We start from the raw sequence: 16,704 nt of genomic DNA, 5'->3' as shown, positions 1-16,704 counted from the left end.
TTTTTCTGATATTCGGCGTCCCTGTGCGTCTGGGCACATTTTTTCGGTCGATCCGGGGACTAAATGGGGACAGTTGCCGGTGGGAGGGGACGTGCTGCGCTTTTCTGGTTTCGAGCTCGATTCTGAGCGCGCCGAGTTGCGCCGGCCCGATGGCGAGACGGTCAAGCTCCGACCCAAGACGCTGGAGATACTGCGGCTGCTCGCCGGGAATGCCGGCCACGTCCTGAGCAAGCAACAGTTGATGGAAGCCGCCTGGCCGAACGTCCATGTCGGCGAGGACAGCCTGTTCCAGTGCATCCGCGAAATCCGCACCGCGCTCGGCGACGACAAGCGCCAGGTGGTCCGGGTGATCTCGGGACGCGGCTATCTGTTCCAGGCCGAGGTGACGGGGCCCGAGGTGACAGGGGCCAAAGTGACCGAGGCCGGCGTGACCGAGGTCGCCGCTCCGGCCGCGCCGGAAATTCCGCCCGTCAGCCGGCCCGAGCCGGCCGCATCAGACACGACGGTGGCGGTCGTAATGAACAGCGAACCCGCGAAACGGGTTTTCGACCTCAGCCGGCGTCGCATCGCGTTCGCTTCTGTCGCGGCGCTCGCCATCCTGTGCACGGCAGTCGCTGTGTGGATGTTGCGTCCCGGTCTGATCTTTGCGCGCGGGCCGACAAGCATCGCCGTGATGCCGATTGTGGACGAGAGCAACGATCCCCTCGTCGCCCAGATGGCGGCCGACGTGAGCGGCCGCCTCACCGACGGGCTGGCGAAGATCGAAAACATCCGCGTCCTGATTCCGGAGCAGGCCACAACGAAGGCCGACTTCGTGGTGAAGGGCGAACTGCAGAAGAGCGAGCAGGCCTGGACGATACGGACGCGCATGACGGAGACGGCAACCGGCGAGGTCAAGTGGACCGCGTCATATCAGGTCAGCCCTGCGGATACGGACCTGCAGACGCAGCAGTCCCGGCTCGCGGCGGGTGTCGGTCACGCCCTGGCGCTGCGCATCAACGAACTGCTGAATGCCGACCCGCGATCGGCTTCGAAGAGCAATGTCGTGATCGAACAGGCCACTGCCCATATCAACCAGACCTCGCCGGAACGTTTTCAGGCGGCGCAGGCCATGCTGGAGAAAGCGCTGGCCGAAGATCCTGACAATGTCGACGTTCAGGTCGCGCTCGCGGCACTGCTGATGCGCGGCGTGCAGATGGCGTGGCTGAGTGGACCCGAACGCGAGGCGGCGGAAACCAGGACCGACGCGATGCTGCAGCAGACGCTGCGCGCAAGGCCGAATTATATTCCGGCAAACGAGGCCTATTGCCGCTTCCTCAACGCCACCAACCAGTTCCGCGCGAGTCTCGTGGCTTGTGCGAAAGCCTTGAGCTTCGATCCCTGGAACGGGATCGCGCTGTACCATGTCGGCCTTGCGCAGGTTCAAACCGGTCGCTTCGAAGACGCGCTGGCGACGTTCATGCAGGCGGACCGATTCGATACGCCGCAGGTGTCGCGCTGGACCTGGAAGATCGGCGCGGGCTGGGCCAACATGCTGATGGGCCGCGCCGAGGAAGCGGTGCCGTGGCTGCTGAAGTCGATCGCGATCACATCCGCCAGCGGACGCACGCATATGCTGCTGGCGGCGGCCTATCAGCAACTGGGGAAGACTGACGAAGCCAGAGCGGCGATGGAAAAGGGCCGCGAATTGCGGCCCGGCTCGACCTATCACAACGTCCCCACGCCCAGGAAGAATTCCAGCCCGGTCTACATCGAAGCTACCGAACGCATCATGCAATTGATGGTCGCGGCCGGCCTGCCGGCGAGCTGAGCCCGACCGGCGCTACTACAGCGCCGGATGCCGACGGTGCCAGTCCGTCGCGCGCTGGAACGCAATGCCAGCGCGGATCAGCGTCGCCTCGCCGAGATCGGCGGCCACCATCTGGAAGGCAATCGGCAAGCCATCGGTGCTGAACCCGCCCGGCAGGGTCAGCGTCGGCTGGCCCGTCATGTTGAAGGGCGCGGTGTAGGCCTGGAGCCTCGCGATCAGTTCCGGCTGCAGGCCCATCGTCCCCATGGTCTTCAGCGACAGCGGTGCGAACGGATGCGCCGGCACCTGCAGCAGGTCGATCTTTCCAAACAGAGCGCGCATGCGGCCGCGGAAGGTCATGCGCCGCAACAGCAGGTCCTGATAGTCGAAGCCGGACAGAGCGCGTCCGGTATCGAGAACCATCCGCATCACCGGGCCGTACTCCGCCCGGCGCGAGGGATAAGTCGCCCTGTGCGCGACCGCGGCTTCCACCGCGCAATTGGGAGCCCAATCGGCCACGGCCTGGGTAACATCCGGCACCTGGACTTCGACGAATTCGGCGCCCAGCGCGGACATCACGCGCTCCGCGTCATCGAGAACCGCAAGCACCTGCGGATCGACGTCTCTGCGGCCCCACTCCCGATCGACGCCGATCCTGAGACCATCGACACTCGGCTTCGCCATCGCCGCGACATTCGTCACCGGCGCCTGCAAAGCGGTGGGATCGGCCGGGTCAGCACCGGCGACGGCGGTCAGGAGCGCGGCGGCGTCGGCGACACTGCGCGCCATCGGTCCGACATGATCGAGACTCGGTGCGAGATCGAACACGCCGTGGCGGCTCACCCGCCCCCATGTCGGCTTGATGCCGGTCAGGCCGTTGGCCGCCGACGGCCAGCGGATCGAGCCGCCGGTGTCGGAAGCGAGTGCGCCGAAGCAAAGCCCGGCCGCCACCGCCACGCCCGGTCCGCTTGAAGAGATGCCCGGCCAATAGTCGGCGTTCCAGGGATTGCGGGGCGGCACGATCTCGGGGTGATGATCGGAATAGGCGCCTTCCGTCATCTGCAGCTTGCCGAGCAACACGACGCCGGCCTCGCGAAGGCGTCGCACGGCGGTGGCGTCCTCGGTTGGCCTGAAGCGCTTGTGGATCGTCGTTCCCGCCGCGGTCGGCGCATCGCTGGTCCAGAACAGGTCCTTCACGGCGAGCGGCACGCCGTGCAGCGGGCCGCGATAACGACCGGCGACGATGTCGGCTTCCGCCGCCTGCGCCTCCGCCATCGCGCGCTCGGCCGTGACGACAGCGTAACTGGCGAGCGTGCCGTCCAGCGCTGCGATCCGGTCGAGTTGCTGACGGGTCGCCTCGACAGGCGATATCTCGCGCCTCCGGATCAGCTCCGCCAGGTCAGTCAGCTCCAGGAAATGCAACTGCTCCATGACGCTCAGCCCATCGCTCCCGCGCGGACATTCGCGACAAAGCGAGCCAGCGCCCTGCCGACCTCGTCAGGCGCCTCCTCCTGCAGGAAGTGCGCGCCCGGAATCATGACCGTCTGCTGGTTGGGCCAGGCACGGCAAAACTCGCGCTGCGCGCCAATCAGAAAACCGGCCGGTTCGGCGTCGATGAAAAGTTTTGGTATCGGGCTTGCGGCAAGCCATCGCGCGTAGTCGTCGACGATCGCTACCACATCTGCCGGTTCGCCGGCGATCGGCAGATCGCGCGTCCAGGCCAGCATCGGCATGCGCGAAAGACCGGGATTGCGATAATGGCGCCGGTAGACCTCAATCGCCTCCTCGGGGATACGCCGCAGCGGGAGCAGATACTCGATGAACAGATTCTGCCGGAGGATCAGATCCTCGCCGCGATCGGTCCGTTGCCCCTGGAAGAAGGCGCGCGTCGCCGCGGGCCATTCATCCCAGGACGCGAAGGGGCGCACAATTCCCTCCATGTAGGCGATCGCCTTCACGCGCCCGGGATTGCGACGGGCCCAATCGAAGCCCAGCGCCGAACCCCAGTCGTGGACGACCAGGATCACGTTCTTCGTCAAGCCCATCGCCTCGAACCAGGCGTCGAGATAGCGGCGATGATCGACGAACCGGTAATTTCCATCAGGCGCAGGACCGGAATTGCCCATGCCCACATAGTCCGGCGCCAGGCAGCGCCCATAGGGCAGCAGGTACGGGATGATGTTGCGCCACAGATAGGACGGCGTCGGATTGCCGTGCAGGAAGACGATCGGATCGCCTTCGCCGGCATCGACGTAAGCCATGTTGGTATCCAGCACCGCCACACGCTTCCGGTAGGACACCTCCTCGGTCGAGATCGCGGAATGGGTCATCTGGGAATTCTCCTCTGCTCAGGCTTGCGGAACCCCTGCCGCCTTCGACACCGGCTAACGTAATTAACAGGTGCTGGTTGCAGAAACCAGTAAAAAGATTATGCTGGTGTTATGAGACTTTCGGAAAAATTCCCGGTTCCGGGCGATATCGCGCTGCTGTACGATTTCGTGAACTCGGTCGACCAGCGCCGATATGTCGAGCAGGGCGTCGCGCATGAGCCCGGTGACGAGCTGGAGACGCCGGCGCGGCTCGAAAAATGGCTGCAGACGCGCGGCCTGCTAAAATCCGGCACAAGGATTTCGCACGCCGAGCACCGCGAAGCGCTGGAGCTGCGCACAGCCCTCAGACAATTCCTGGGCTCATCGCCGGCGCAGCAGGGCGCGGCGGCCATCGAGCTTGAACGCGCCGCCGCCCGCTTTCCCTTGTCGGTCACGGCTTCCCGGAAGCGTTCGCTCGATCTGCGGCCGGTCGTGCGGCGCGCGAGCAGCGGGCTTGGCGGCGTGCTGGCCGAGCTCGTGCGCCTGTCCGACAGCGGCAGGCTTGAACGCATGAAGATATGCAGTTCCGACGAGTGCCACTGGGTCTTCTACGACCGCTCCAAGCCGGGCAATCGCCGCTGGTGTTCATCGGACCGATGCGGAAACCGGGAGAAGACCCGAGCCTATCGCGACCGCCAGCGCCGCGGCGATTGATGGCTTTGTCGGCCTGGGGCAACTGCTCGCAGATTATTCGGTGGCCTGCACCGGCAACGTGCCGGCCTGACTGCGACCGGCTTCAGTCGCATCCCACCAGTCACCGAGGGCGTCTAGCAGCGGCACCAGTTTGAGGCCCGCCGGCGTCAGGTCATATTCCACGCGCAACGGATATCCCTCGAATTCAGTACGCACGACAATGCCGGCGTCCTCCAGCTTGCGAAGCTCCAGCGTGAGCATCCTGTGCGAGATGGTGGGGTTGTCCCTGCGCAGGTCGCTGAAGCGTTTGGTGCCCTGCTTCAGATAGTAGATCAGGAGGCCGGGCCAGCGACCGCTGATGACCTGCATCACTTCCTCGATCGGGCAGCGGGAGACGAGATCTTTCATCCGATGACTCGTGGTTACAAAAAGGTGCGTCATTTACTTGGGCGGCGCGATCGGTAGTTTCCAGTCACGCTGCGCAGCGTGATCGACAGAAATCACGGAGAACAAACCAGTGGAACCGATTCTCACTTATGGCTTCCCGGCCGGAAGCTCGATGGGGCTTGTCGCCGCTCTCGAATGGCTCGGCAAACCCTATCGTCTCTGCCGGGTCGATATGCTCGGCGAGATGCGCGATCCTTCCTATGCCCGGATCAATGCCCGGCATGAAACGCCGGTCTTGATTACGGATGCAGGGCGCGCGCTGACCGAGACGATGGCGATCGCCGGTTGGATCGAGGCAAGAGACAGCGAGCGACGCATCAGCTTCGAACCGCTTTCGCCGGAAGCAGACCGGATGCACCAGCTGATGGCCTTTGTTAACACCGGCTTCACTGGAGCCTTCTCACCGCTCTGGGTCGCGATGGAGATGACGAAACCGAACCCGCAACTGCAGGCATCGCTGCGTGAGTTCGGCGCCGCCCGGGTGATCGAGCGGCATGACAAGCTCGAAGCCGTGATCGGGGATCACCCTTTTCTCATGGGCGAGCGCCCGACGCTGGCCGACGGCATTCTGATCGGCGTCGCGCGATGGCTCGACTTCCATCAGGTCGCCGATCCCTCGCGCTGGCCAAAACTCGCCGCCCTACGCCGGCGCATCGAGGCCGACCCTGCCGTCATTTATGCAACGGCGCTGGAGAGCGGAGACATTGGTTCGGGGACAGGCGCCTGTGCCGGGCATATTCCGCTCGCGGATGTCATCGAGCGGTTCGGCGACTGAACTCACAAAGCCAAGGCTAGTCGAACGCGACGCCAACCCTGTACTCCCTGCGCCAAACGACATGGCAAGGCAGCTTCAATCCGTCCTCAGGGAGGATCAACGTGAATTCATTGGGAATACGGATCAGGTCCGGAAAATCCAGCGCCGCGCCTGTGGTGGATATATCGCGAACGGTACAGACATACTTGTCGCCGCCATACTCGATCTTGGCGGCCTTCATGACACGGACACGTGGCGCAATCCGGGTTTCGACCATCGCGAAAACTCCGCGGGACATCAACATCAAAGGAGACAGCAATTAAAAACCGGACTATGCGGCCGAAAAATTAAATATTCCGGAATGTCGGGGCGCCGGGTCGCGGGCGCGGGGCTAATGCCCCGCGCAGTGCATATGACGAACGCACAAGTGACGGCCCGTCCTACTTCCACTTCGCCAGATAGAAGCGCGGCAGTTCGTCCGGATACGGCGTGAAGTCGAGCTGCTTGGAATGACCGTAAGTCGTCACATAGGTGTGCAGCGGCGCCCAGTAGGCCTGCTCGGTGATCTTCTTGATCGCCGCCGAATAGGCCTCCTTGCGGATCTCCGGGTTGATGGATGATCCGCCCTGGATCAGCGACTTCTGCACCTCGGGATCCCTGGCATAGTCGTCGGCGCCGCCGTCGAAGAAGTTGGGCATGATGGCCGAGACGTCGTTGATCGAATAGCTGCCCCAGCTACCGAGATACATCCTGAGTTCGCCGGCCTTGGCGCGCTGGATCAGCGCCGCGGTCTGGAGCTGGTTGAGCTTGGCGCGGACGCCGACCGCGTGCAGATAGTTCTGGACCGATGATCCCCATTGCGGCAGCACGTAGCTTGCAAGCTCGACCTCGAAGCCGTCGGGATAGCCGGCCTCGGCGAGAAGCTTCTTTGCCTTGGCGGGATCGTAGTCGTAGGCCACCGCGGCTTCGGCATCGCAGCCGAACTGCGACGGGAAGCACGGCGCGCCCGGGACGCGGCTGCCACCGGTGACGAGCTTCTCGGCGATCGCCTTGCGATCGATCGCGTGCCAGATCGCCTGACGCACCTTCTGCTTGGTCAAGGGATTGTCGGCGCCGGTGCGGCCGGCTGCGTCGAGCGAGAGATAGCCGATCCGCATCGATTCCTTGCGCACCGCCTGCAGGTGCGGCATCCGGTTCACGGATTCGAGCTGGTCCGGATTCATGTTCCAGATCCAGTCGGCGCGGCCGGCGAGCAATTCCGTCATCTCGGTCGCGGCGTCAGGCACGAAGCGCACGCTCATCTTCTTGATCGCCGGCTTGCCCTTTGGGCTGCCGGCCCAGTAATCCTCGAACCGCTCGAAGTCGATGGAGACGCCCGGCTCGACCTTGGTGATCTTGTAGGGACCCGCGCCGACCGGCGCCTTGGCGTAGCCTTCCGCGCCGACCTTCTCGCGGTAGGCCTTGGGGTAGATCGGCAGCACCAGCGCGAAATATTCCAGCACCGCGGGATTCGGCCGCTTCAGCGTGACGCGCACCGACAGGTCGCCGGTCTTCTCCGCCTTGTCGATCCAGTTGTAGTTCGACGGCGTCGAGACGCGGCTCGCCGGATCGGCGACGAGGTTGATGGTGTAGACGACGTCGTCGGCGGTGAGCGGGCTGCCGTCGTGAAACTTGACGCCGGGCCGCAACGTGAACTCGATCGTGGTCGGGTCCGGCAGCTTCCACTCGGTGGCGAGCAATGGCTCGAGCTTGAAGGTGTCCGGATTGCGATAGACCAGCGCGTCCCAGCCCTGATGGTGCATCACCACGCCGGTGCGCAGATTGTTGTAGAAGGGATCGATGTTGGGCAGCGCGTCGCGCATCACGATGCGCAGCGTATCGGCGGATTTCTGCGCCACTGCCGGCAACGCCCCGACACCCGACAGAACCGCCGCCAGAATTGCAGCACGGAGCTTGTTTTGCATGCGCATATCGCTCTCCATTATTTTCCGTTTACAGGCGGCGTGAGCACGCCCCTCATGCCAGATGACATTCTACCATCCCCGCGGGCGGCCGGACCATGGGCGTTGGTGTCTCATGCCGGCAGCGCTCGACCGCGATGCGACAGCGCGGGTTGAACCGGCAGCCCGGCGGAATATTGGACGGATCGGGCATGGTGTCGCCGAGGCCGATATCCGGCACGCCCTTGCCCGGCTCCGGCGTCAGCACGCTTTCCAAGAGCGCCTTGGTGTAGGGGTGCCGCGGCGTGCGAAACAGCGCGTCGGTTTCGTTGCGCTCGACGAAGCGGCCGAGATACATCACCGCGACCTCGCTCGCGACATGCTCGACGACCGCGAGATTGTGGCTGATGAAGAGGTAGGTCAGCCCGAGATCGCGGCGCAGATCGGCCAGCAGATTGAGGATCTGCGCCTGCACCGATACGTCGAGCGCGCTGGTCGGCTCGTCGCAGATCACGATCCGGGGCTCCAGCACCAGCGCCCGGGCAATCGCCGCGCGCTGGCGCTGTCCGCCGGAGAGTTGCGCCGGCATGCGTTCGCCCATCGCGGCCGAGAGACCGACACGCTCCAGAATGCCGCCGACGCGGCGCTCGATCTCGCCGCGAGAGAACGTGCCCTGCGCCGCCAGCGGCAGCGCCACGATGTCCTTGATGCGCCGGCGCGGATTGAGCGACGCGAACGGATCCTGGAACACCGGCTGGATCAGCCGCGCCCGCGCCTTGCGGTCGAGATCGAACAGGCTCCTGCCATCGACCAGCACGGTGCCCGCCGTCGGCTTGAGCAGCCCGAGGATCAGGCGCGCCAGCGTTGATTTGCCGCAGCCGGACTCGCCGACGACGCCGAGCACGCTGCCGGCCGGCACGCTGAATGTGACATTGTCGACCGCGATCACGCGCTTTTCCTGCGACATCACGCCGGTGCGCACGCGAAACTCGCACCGTAAATTCTGAACCTCGATCGCGGCGGTCATGCGGGTTGCGGCTCCGCCCAGTCCGGCTCGAGCCGGCAAAGATAATCATGCGCGTCGCCCGCCTGCCGCCGCGGTATCGCGCGCGTGCATGTCTCGTCGGCATGTCCGCAGCGCGAGCGGAATGCGCAGCCGGCAAAGCCCGCCCCGATCGCTGGCACTACGCCCGGGATCGAGCCGAGCGGTCGATCGCGCTGCACCCGGCCCGGCACCGGCACGCACGACAGCAGGCCGCGCGTGTAAGGGTGTTGCGGCGCGCGGAACAATTCCGCGGTCGGCGCGCGCTCGACCACCTCGCCGGCATACATGACGGACACATGATCGGCGACGCGGGCGACGATGCCGAGGTCATGGGTGATCAGCAGGATCGAGAGGCCAAGCTCGCGCTTGAGGCCGGCCAGCAGCCGCAGGATCTGCGCCTGCACGGTGACATCGAGCGCGGTGGTCGGCTCGTCGGCGATCAAGAGTTCCGGATCGCACATCAGCGCCATCGCGATCATCACGCGCTGGCGCAGGCCGCCCGAGAGCTGGTGCGGAAACTGGCCGAGCCGCATGCCGGGCGCGGTGATGCCGACGCGGGCCATCAATTCGGCGGCGCGATCGAGCGCGGCCGCACGCGAGCCGCCCTTGTGGCGCGTCATCACCTCCGCCATCTGCGAGCCGATGGTGAAGGCCGGATTGAGGCTGGTCATTGGCTCCTGGAAGATCATCGCCATGCGGTTGCCGCGGATGCGCGCCATCTCGCGGTCCGACAGCGAGGTGAGATCGGTGCCGGCAAAGCTCATCTTCTTCGCTGAACGCTGGCCACCGCGGGCGAGCAGGCTCATCACCGCGAGTGCGCTCACCGATTTGCCGCAGCCGGATTCGCCGACCAGGCAATGGGTCTCGCCCCGCTCGACCCGGAACGAGGCGCCGCGCACTGCGGCGGTGCGACCGAATGTCACCTCGAGCCCTTCGATTTCCAGAAGCGTGCTCATCTGAGCCGCTCCGCGCCGAGCAGGTTGCGCAGGCCATCACCGACCAGATTGATGCCGAGCACCAGGATGAACAGCGCGACGCCGGGAATCATGATCACCCAGGGCGAAAAAAACATGTAGTCCTTGCCCTCGGCGATCATCAGGCCCCAGGACGGCAGCGGCGGCGGTACACCCAACCCAAGGAACGACAGCGCAGCCTCCAGCAAAATCGCCAGCGCCATCTCCAGCGTCGCCACCACGGCGAGATGGCTGGCGATGTTCGGCAAAATCTCCTTGATCAGGATATGCGGCATCGAGGCGCCGGCGCACCAGGCGGCGCTGACATAGTCGTTGTTGCGGACCTGCATGGTGGTGGCGCGCGCGACCACGGCAAAGCGGTCCCATAACAGAAGGCCAAGGGTGGCGACGACGAGCCCGAGGCCCGACCCCATCAGCCCGACCACCGCAAGCGCGACCAGCACGACCGGGATAGACAACCGCGTGGTGATCGCGAACAAAACGAAATCATCGACGCGGCCGCCGAAGAAGCCGCCGAGCACGCCGAGCGTGATGCCGATCAGGCCCGAGGTGATAACCGTCATGATGCCGATCAGCAGCGAAATGCGAGCGCCATAGACCAGCCGCGCCAGATAGTCCCGCCCGAGCTGGTCGGTGCCGAGCAGGTGACCCGCCTGGGTGCCTTCCATCCAGAACGGCGGCTTGAGACGATTGCCGAGATCCTGGGTGAACGGATCCGCCGGCACCAGCGCATTGCCGAACAGCGCGGCGAACAGGACGATCGCGACGATGGCGATGCCGATCGCAAAGCCCGCCGTGCCGATGCGGGAGGTGGCGATGCTGGACGGCTGCGGCGCCTGAATGGCAATCGGTTCGCTCATCCCGTCCTGAGCCTCGGATCGAGCAGCGCATTGAGGATATCGGCCAGCAGCGTGAGGCCGATATAGAATACGGCCAGCACCAGCACCACCGCCTGCACCACGGGGAAATCGTTCTTGGCGATGCTCTCCCACCCGAGATAACCGACGCCATGCAGTGCGAACACGGTTTCGATGACGATCGAGCCGCCCAGCATGAAGCCGAGCTGCACGGCCGCAATCGACACCACGGGAATGGCGGCGTTGCGCAGCGCGTGCTTGAAGATGATGCGCGCCCGCGACAGGCCTTTGGCGCGCGCAGTGCGGATGTAGTCCGAGGCCATCGCCTCGATCATGCCGGAACGGGTCAGCCGCGTCAGTGCCGGGATAGCGGTGAAGGCGAGCACGATGCCCGGCATCACGAAATGCTGCCAGGTGCCGGTGCCCGAGATCGGCAGCACGCCGAGCTGCAGGCCGAGCACGATCATCAGGATCAATGCCAGCCAGAAGCTAGGAATCGCCTGCCCGACCATCGTGAACATGGTGACGCTGCGGTCGATCCAGGTGTTTTCGCGCAGCGCCGCCAAAATGCCGAGCGGCAGCGAGATCATCAAGGCAAGGCTCAGGCCGACGAGGCCAAGCGTCAGCGTGATCGGCAGGCGCTTCTGGATCAGGTTGGCGACGCTGTCCTTGAAGAAATAGCTCTGGCCGAAATCGCCGACCATGGCGCGGCCGACCCAGGCGAAGAACTGGACATAGAGCGGGCGATCGAGGCCATAGGCCTTGCGCACGATCTCGACGTCGGCCTGCGTCGCCGAAGGGCCGGCGATCGAAACCGCAAGATCGCCCGACAGCCGCGTCAACAGGAATGCAAGCGTCATCACGGTCAGTGCGACCAGCACACCGAGAGCAAGGCGGCGGGCAATCAAACGCAACATCCCCAAAACTCCAGCGCCGACCGGCGCGCAGGCGCATTCTCAGGTCGGCGAAGCACGCGCAAGTGTCACCAAACTGTCGCCCCATGCAAGAGACGATTGCAACGAATTCCCGCCCGACGACAGACCTTTGCGATGATTGCAATGTGTGTGCCAACGGGCAATGCAATCTCTCGTCCCTTCTTGATTGAGGAACTTGGCCATTCCCGGACCAATTCGGCATCAGTATCCGCTGGCCCAAGATGTCGCAGGGCTTCGGCGCCCTCCCCGGCGTGACTTTTCGAAAGGCCGACGCCCATTTTTCGAGCGATGCGAGTTGGTGTTGGCGCCTTGCTTGGGACGCTCAGCCTCATGCTGCCGGGCGGGTGCAGCCGAACATTTTCGCGGGCTCCTCCAAGGAAAAAACGCAAGCCATCCGTCTTATTCCGTGACGTCCCAAATATGTCTCAGTCCGCACCGCAGGATTGACGCAATCCCGACCGAGCGTCGCGTTGCGTATTTGCGGCCGATGCTGGCACTGGAGGAATGATGAAGTCCGGTCTGAAATGGGTCATTTGGCTCTACTTCGCGGCAGCCTGCGCTTATATTTTCTACGAGTGGTACTCTTACTCCGGGCTCTTTCGGCTGGCCGCCGAGTGGCAATTGGAGCACTTCGGCTCCTACGGATTGAAGCTCACCCTGATCGTTTCGCTTCTGGTCCTGCTCAGTCCCGCGGCCGTGCTCATCAGTCTTACCGGCATGCAGGATCAATTGCGCAGTGCCGGCTCGGGCGCCGGATCACCCGCGATTTTCGCGCTTCTGGGTGTCGTGGCCCTGGCGGTCGCGGTTGGGGCCGGCTGGTACGGCTATGCGAAGTCGACGGAGACGTTCGAGGTCGAGAGCCTCGATCTGTCGAAAGGGGACACGCCGCGATCAACCCATGTGACAATCACCGGCATCGCGCGAACCGAATACGTCGTCGAGTTCGGAAGTAAATCCGCCGGCACGACGACGCTCGACCGCTACACTCCTTTGACGCCACCGACCTGGCGCCCGGGCCAGCCTCTCGTCTATTTCATGAAGGCCAACATGCCGGCCGATATACCGCCCGGTGGCAGCAGCATGCCGACGCTTCCGCAGCGGACGCCAGCCTTCCAGATAACGCAATCGGGCGTTCTGGTGCGTGATGGTCTCCCGGGGGCCGTCAGGGAGCACTACCGCAAGAACAACATCGCGATCGCGTCGCCACCGATCGTGCTCGACCTCAGCTCCGACGCAGAGGTGCGGCCGTTCTTCGTCATCGCCGGGGTGAGCGGAGCTGTCGGCTTCCTCATGCTGATCGCCGCTGGCGCTGCGACGCTGCGCCAGCGGCGTTTGTCGCAAGGATAGAGTGGCGGGACCAGGAAAGCCTGGCGCGTCCCCGCGGTAGGCGAGATCAAGACCGTTCGAACTGACTCGAATGGATGCTGCGTGGTTCCGCAATCCGCCGTGGCGTCCGTGCCCTTCGAAAGCCGATCAGCGCAGCGGCAAGATGGGCGCGCGCCCGGACGGAGAAGCCGGGTTGGAACTGCACAATGCGAGCAACAGTTTTTCCGATGTGTTTCATTTCGCCAGTTCTGCCGACGTTCACGTCAATAATTTTCTCAGCATCAACTCATTGACCTACGCTCCCGGCGCCAACGGCGGCACGTTTACGATTTCGGGCTTCACCAACCAGCAGCTCACGCTCGACGTGTTTCTGCTCGAGGAATATGCCGGCAGCAGCTTCAACACGATTACCTTCAAAGACCTCCGCCTGAACGCCGACAGTTTCAGCTCGAATTTTGTGACGGGCGCCGTTCCCGAGCCTTCCACCTGGGCAATGATGATCCTCGGCTTCGCCGGCGTTGGCTTCATCGCCTACCGCCGGAAACCGAAGGCGACTTCGATCGCAGCGTGATCGGTCGTCATCGGCTCAGATGTAGCGCCCCGGCGCGAACGGGGCGACATCGTAAGACGAAGGCGCACCGCTGATCATGGCCGCAATGGCGGCGCCGGTCGCGGGACCTGTCGTAAAACCGATATGCTGGTTGCCGAACGCGAGCCACAGCCCGGCATGTCGCGGGGCTGGCCCGATCATCGGCAGACTGTCGGGCAGCGTCGGCCGCGAGCCGCGCCATGCTTCGCCGACGGCGTCGCCGAATTCGGCGACGCCGCGTGCGAGCGGAACGACCTGGTCAAGCTGGGCGAAGGACGACGGCGCATCGCGATCGGTCAATTCGACGCCCGAGGTGACGCGGATGCCCTGCTCCATCGGGGTCATGATGAAGCCGCCGTCGATGTCGTAGACCGGACGGCGCAACGAACGCGCCGGGTTCGGCTTGAATTCGCGATGATAGCCGCGTTCAAAGGCGAGCGGGACGCGATAGCCAAGCGGCCGCAAGATGTCCGCGGACCAGGGTCCGAGCGCAACCACCACATGCCGCGCCGAAATCTCGCCACTGGCCAGCACCACGCGCCAGCGATTGCCGTCCGGAGTAATCGCCTTGATCTCTGCCCGCCTGACCTCGCCGCCGGCGCCCTCAAGCATCCGCGCATAGGCCTTGACCACGGCGCCCGGCGAATCGACCGAGGCGGTCTCTGTATGCAGCAAACCAACTTTGTAAACGGGCACGATGTCAGGCTCGAGCGCGGAGATGGCCTGGCGGTCGAGCAATTCGCTGGCGATGCCGTAGTCGGCCAGCATCGCCTGCTCCTGCTTCGCCGACGCGACCGCATCGCTGCGCCACGCGCGGAGCCAGCCGGTTTCGCGAAGCCGATGCCCCACCCCCGCCTTCACGATCCATTCCCGGTGCAGCCTGGCCGATGCACCGATCAGCCCATGCAGCGCGGTCGCCCGTGGCTCAAACCGTGAGGTCGCCGAATTCGCCAGGAAACGCGCGACCCATCCCGCGTTTCGTACCGCCCAGAGCGGATTCCAGCGCAATGCCGCATGGCGGTTGCCCAGATATTTCGGCAGCGACTTCCACAGCGACGGATTGTTGAGCGGCGATACCGAGCCGCTGCTGATGATGCCCGCATTGCCGTAGGAGGTTTCGCTGCCCGGCTCGCGCCGGTCGATCAGGACGACCGACATCCCGCGCTGCCGCGCGGCATAGGCTGTTGACACGCCGACGATGCCCGCGCCGAGCACCACGACATCTGCATTTCGTTCCGACATCGACTTTCCAATTACTGTCACGGGAACATTTCATATCATCGCCCGCACGCCAATGCCCGGCTTCGATGCAGTGACGATGCCACAGCGCATGGCGGCATACGACGCGCGTGTTCGCGACCCCGCCAGTTCCCCCTCCCAACAAATGATCACCAAATGGCCGCATGTGAGTCCGCAACCTTTCTCGACTCCCGAAGCTTTGTGCAGCGCGACGTTCGTCGCATTCCAGCCAACCTTCATAGGAGTTGACTACATGGCTGCACTACTCGGAAACCTGCTTGGTACCGTCGATGGCCTGCTCGGAACCGCCACCGGCGTCCTTGGCGGCGCAACTGCCGGCGGCAGTGCTTCGGCCAGCGCCGGCGCCACGGCGGACCTCTCGCACACGCTCGATCTCGGCGCCGTCATCGAGACGAACCCGAGCATCGATCTCTCTGCCGGGCTCGACGGTGTCGACACTTCGGTTTCCGCACCGACCCTGATCGGTGCCAGCGGCGATGTCGGCCATCTCGATGTCGGTGGCCTGCTCCACGGCCTCGCCTAACTCCGGCTAAGCCAGACATTCAAAAAACGCGCGGCGTGGGGAGCGCATCCCCACGTCACGTCTTTACGGCCTGCGCTGCACGAGCCGATCGCGCAGCATTGTATCAACTCGCTTAAGGTGATCGCCTGATGCCTACGGGCACGCTGACCGCCCTCGACGAATCCATAGCCCCACGGCGCCGGATCGATGACGTTCGCCAGGCGCTGGTCGCGCTGTGGCCGCACTTTCTGTGGGCCGGGCTGTTCTCCAGCGGCATCAACCTGCTCTATCTGAGTTCGCCGCTCTATCTGATGCAGGTCTATAACCGGGTGCTGCTGAACGAGAATGTCTCCACGCTCGTCCTTCTAACCCTGATCCTTGCCATCGCGCTGCTCACCATGGCGGCGCTGGACGCGGTGCGCTCCTGCATCCTGATCCGCTGCGGCATCCGCCTCGACATGGAATTGTCGGCGCGCGTGTTCGAGGCGCTGGTGGTCCGCTCGGCGCAGCGCGGCGCATCGCGTGGCGCGCAGCAATTGCGCAATCTCGATCAGTTCCGCACCTTTGTGACCGGCCCCGGCATCTATTTCGCGTTCGACCTGCCGTGGATCCCGATCTACCTGATGCTGCTGTTCTTCATCCATCCCCTGCTCGGCGTCGTCGCGACCATCGGCGCCATCCTGCTGCTCGGGCTTGCGGGCCTCAACGAGGTGATGACCCGCGAGCCGATGAAGGAAGCGGAAGCCGCCGGCAACCAGTCCTACGTGTTCACCGAAAACATCCTGCGCCATGCCGACGTCATCCGCGCGATGGGCATGCAGCCGGCGGTGGAGCGCAACTGGCAGAGCCAGCGCTCGTCGATGCTGCTGCAACAGGCGCAGGCCAGCGACAAGAACGCGGTGATGACCTCCTCGATCCGCTTCTTCCGCCTGCTCTTGCAATCGCTGATGCTCGGCACCGGCGCCTGGCTTGCCATCGACCACGCCATCACGCCGGCAACGATCTTCGCGGCCAGCATTGTGATGGGCCGGGCGCTGGTTCCGGTGGAACAGGCGGTCGGCACCTGGAAGCAGTTCATCGGCGCGCGCGAGGCCTATGCGGAAGTGCGCGAGCTGCTCGGGGACATCGATCTGACGCCGCCGCACACCATCGTGCCGCGGGCGCGCAACACGATCGAGGTGCGCGAACTGCGCTGCCTGCTGCCGACGCGCAAGGAGCCTGTCATCAGGGACCTGACATTCGAGCTCGGCGGCGGCCAGGCGCTCGGCATCGTCGGCCCGAGCG

General features: G+C 64.6%; 16 protein-coding genes and 1 pseudogene. 7 read left to right on the top strand and 10 right to left on the bottom strand.

Annotated features, from left to right (window positions below; all coding sequences use genetic code 11):
- Positions 1 to 91 precede the first annotated feature (91 nt).
- Positions 92 to 1,810 (top strand): winged helix-turn-helix domain-containing tetratricopeptide repeat protein, encoded by a 1,719-nt coding sequence (locus CQ14_RS26000; protein ID WP_057860684.1) that lies wholly within the window; start codon positions 92 to 94, stop codon positions 1,808 to 1,810.
- A gap of 15 nt (positions 1,811 to 1,825) precedes the next feature.
- Here CQ14_RS26000 and CQ14_RS25995 read toward each other — a convergent pair whose 3' ends face one another.
- Both CQ14_RS25995 and CQ14_RS25990 read right to left on the bottom strand, forming a co-directional pair.
- Entirely contained in the window at positions 1,826 to 3,220 is a 1,395-nt protein-coding gene (locus CQ14_RS25995; protein ID WP_057860683.1) for an amidase, read from the bottom strand.
- Positions 3,221 to 3,225: 5 nt separating this feature from the next.
- Positions 3,226 to 4,119: a haloalkane dehalogenase gene (locus CQ14_RS25990; protein WP_057860682.1), complete on the bottom strand. Its 894-nt coding sequence runs from the start codon at positions 4,117 to 4,119 to the stop codon at positions 3,226 to 3,228.
- Positions 4,120 to 4,230: 111 nt separating this feature from the next.
- On the opposite strand from CQ14_RS25990, the gene CQ14_RS25985 reads away from it, so the two are divergent.
- Positions 4,231 to 4,812: a CGNR zinc finger domain-containing protein gene (locus CQ14_RS25985; protein WP_057860681.1), complete on the top strand. Its 582-nt coding sequence runs from the start codon at positions 4,231 to 4,233 to the stop codon at positions 4,810 to 4,812.
- Between the two features lie 33 nt (positions 4,813 to 4,845).
- Here the strand turns inward: CQ14_RS25985 and CQ14_RS25980 are convergent, their stop codons facing one another.
- Complete coding sequence (locus tag CQ14_RS25980; protein ID WP_057860680.1) at positions 4,846 to 5,199, bottom strand: winged helix-turn-helix transcriptional regulator; 354 nt, start codon at positions 5,197 to 5,199, stop codon at positions 4,846 to 4,848.
- Positions 5,200 to 5,308: 109 nt separating this feature from the next.
- On the opposite strand from CQ14_RS25980, the gene CQ14_RS25975 reads away from it, so the two are divergent.
- Positions 5,309 to 6,013, top strand: a complete 705-nt coding sequence (locus CQ14_RS25975; RefSeq protein ID WP_057860679.1) for a glutathione S-transferase family protein — start codon at positions 5,309 to 5,311, stop codon at positions 6,011 to 6,013.
- A 16-nt stretch (positions 6,014 to 6,029) separates the two neighbouring features.
- Here the strand turns inward: CQ14_RS25975 and CQ14_RS25970 are convergent, their stop codons facing one another.
- From CQ14_RS25970 to CQ14_RS25945, 6 genes are all read right to left on the bottom strand, one after another.
- Positions 6,030 to 6,269, bottom strand: a complete 240-nt coding sequence (locus CQ14_RS25970; protein ID WP_057860773.1) for a PilZ domain-containing protein — start codon at positions 6,267 to 6,269, stop codon at positions 6,030 to 6,032.
- Positions 6,270 to 6,432: 163 nt separating this feature from the next.
- A complete protein-coding gene (locus CQ14_RS25965; protein ID WP_063800424.1) occupies positions 6,433 to 7,962 on the bottom strand; it encodes an ABC transporter substrate-binding protein in 1,530 nt (509 codons plus the stop codon).
- A gap of 46 nt (positions 7,963 to 8,008) precedes the next feature.
- Positions 8,009 to 8,959, bottom strand: coding sequence for an ABC transporter ATP-binding protein (locus CQ14_RS25960; protein ID WP_057860677.1), 951 nt, complete (start codon positions 8,957 to 8,959; stop codon positions 8,009 to 8,011).
- The gene (locus CQ14_RS25955) at positions 8,956 to 9,933 is read right to left on the bottom strand and encodes an ABC transporter ATP-binding protein (RefSeq protein ID WP_057860676.1); all 978 of its coding nucleotides are present in this window, start codon (positions 9,931 to 9,933) and stop codon (positions 8,956 to 8,958) included. Before CQ14_RS25955 ends, CQ14_RS25960 begins: the two co-directional genes overlap by 4 nt.
- Positions 9,930 to 10,811 carry an ABC transporter permease gene (locus CQ14_RS25950; protein ID WP_057860675.1) on the bottom strand — a complete coding sequence of 294 codons (882 nt, stop codon included), beginning with the start codon at positions 10,809 to 10,811 and terminating at the stop codon, positions 9,930 to 9,932. The genes CQ14_RS25955 and CQ14_RS25950 overlap by 4 nt, the downstream gene beginning before the upstream one ends.
- Entirely contained in the window at positions 10,808 to 11,725 is a 918-nt protein-coding gene (locus tag CQ14_RS25945) for an ABC transporter permease (RefSeq protein ID WP_057860772.1), read from the bottom strand. Before CQ14_RS25945 ends, CQ14_RS25950 begins: the two co-directional genes overlap by 4 nt.
- Before the next feature lie 525 nt (positions 11,726 to 12,250).
- Here CQ14_RS25945 and CQ14_RS25940 point away from each other — a divergent pair.
- Both CQ14_RS25940 and CQ14_RS48350 read left to right on the top strand, forming a co-directional pair.
- Positions 12,251 to 13,090 (top strand): hypothetical protein, encoded by an 840-nt coding sequence (locus CQ14_RS25940; protein WP_057860674.1) that lies wholly within the window; start codon positions 12,251 to 12,253, stop codon positions 13,088 to 13,090.
- A gap of 445 nt (positions 13,091 to 13,535) precedes the next feature.
- Positions 13,536 to 13,640 (top strand): annotated as a pseudogene (locus CQ14_RS48350) (PEPxxWA-CTERM sorting domain-containing protein); the annotation flags it as partial.
- 15 nt (positions 13,641 to 13,655) lie between these two features.
- On the opposite strand, the gene CQ14_RS25930 reads toward CQ14_RS48350, so the two are convergent.
- Positions 13,656 to 14,900: an NAD(P)/FAD-dependent oxidoreductase gene (locus CQ14_RS25930; RefSeq protein ID WP_057860672.1), complete on the bottom strand. Its 1,245-nt coding sequence runs from the start codon at positions 14,898 to 14,900 to the stop codon at positions 13,656 to 13,658.
- Between the two features lie 250 nt (positions 14,901 to 15,150).
- Here CQ14_RS25930 and CQ14_RS25925 point away from each other — a divergent pair, with 250 nt between their 5' ends.
- Positions 15,151 to 15,441, top strand: a complete 291-nt coding sequence (locus CQ14_RS25925) for a hypothetical protein (protein WP_057860671.1) — start codon at positions 15,151 to 15,153, stop codon at positions 15,439 to 15,441.
- Between the two features lie 128 nt (positions 15,442 to 15,569).
- Positions 15,570 to 16,704: ABC transporter transmembrane domain-containing protein (locus tag CQ14_RS25920; RefSeq protein ID WP_245320517.1), on the top strand; the 1,135-nt coding region annotated here is incomplete at its 3' end.

Source organism: Bradyrhizobium lablabi, from assembly GCF_001440475.1.
In the GTDB taxonomy this organism is placed as follows: Bacteria; Pseudomonadota; Alphaproteobacteria; order Rhizobiales; family Xanthobacteraceae; genus Bradyrhizobium; species Bradyrhizobium lablabi.
The sequence above is the reverse complement of the archived record's forward strand: the minus strand, read 5'-3'. Positions and strand labels throughout refer to the sequence as shown.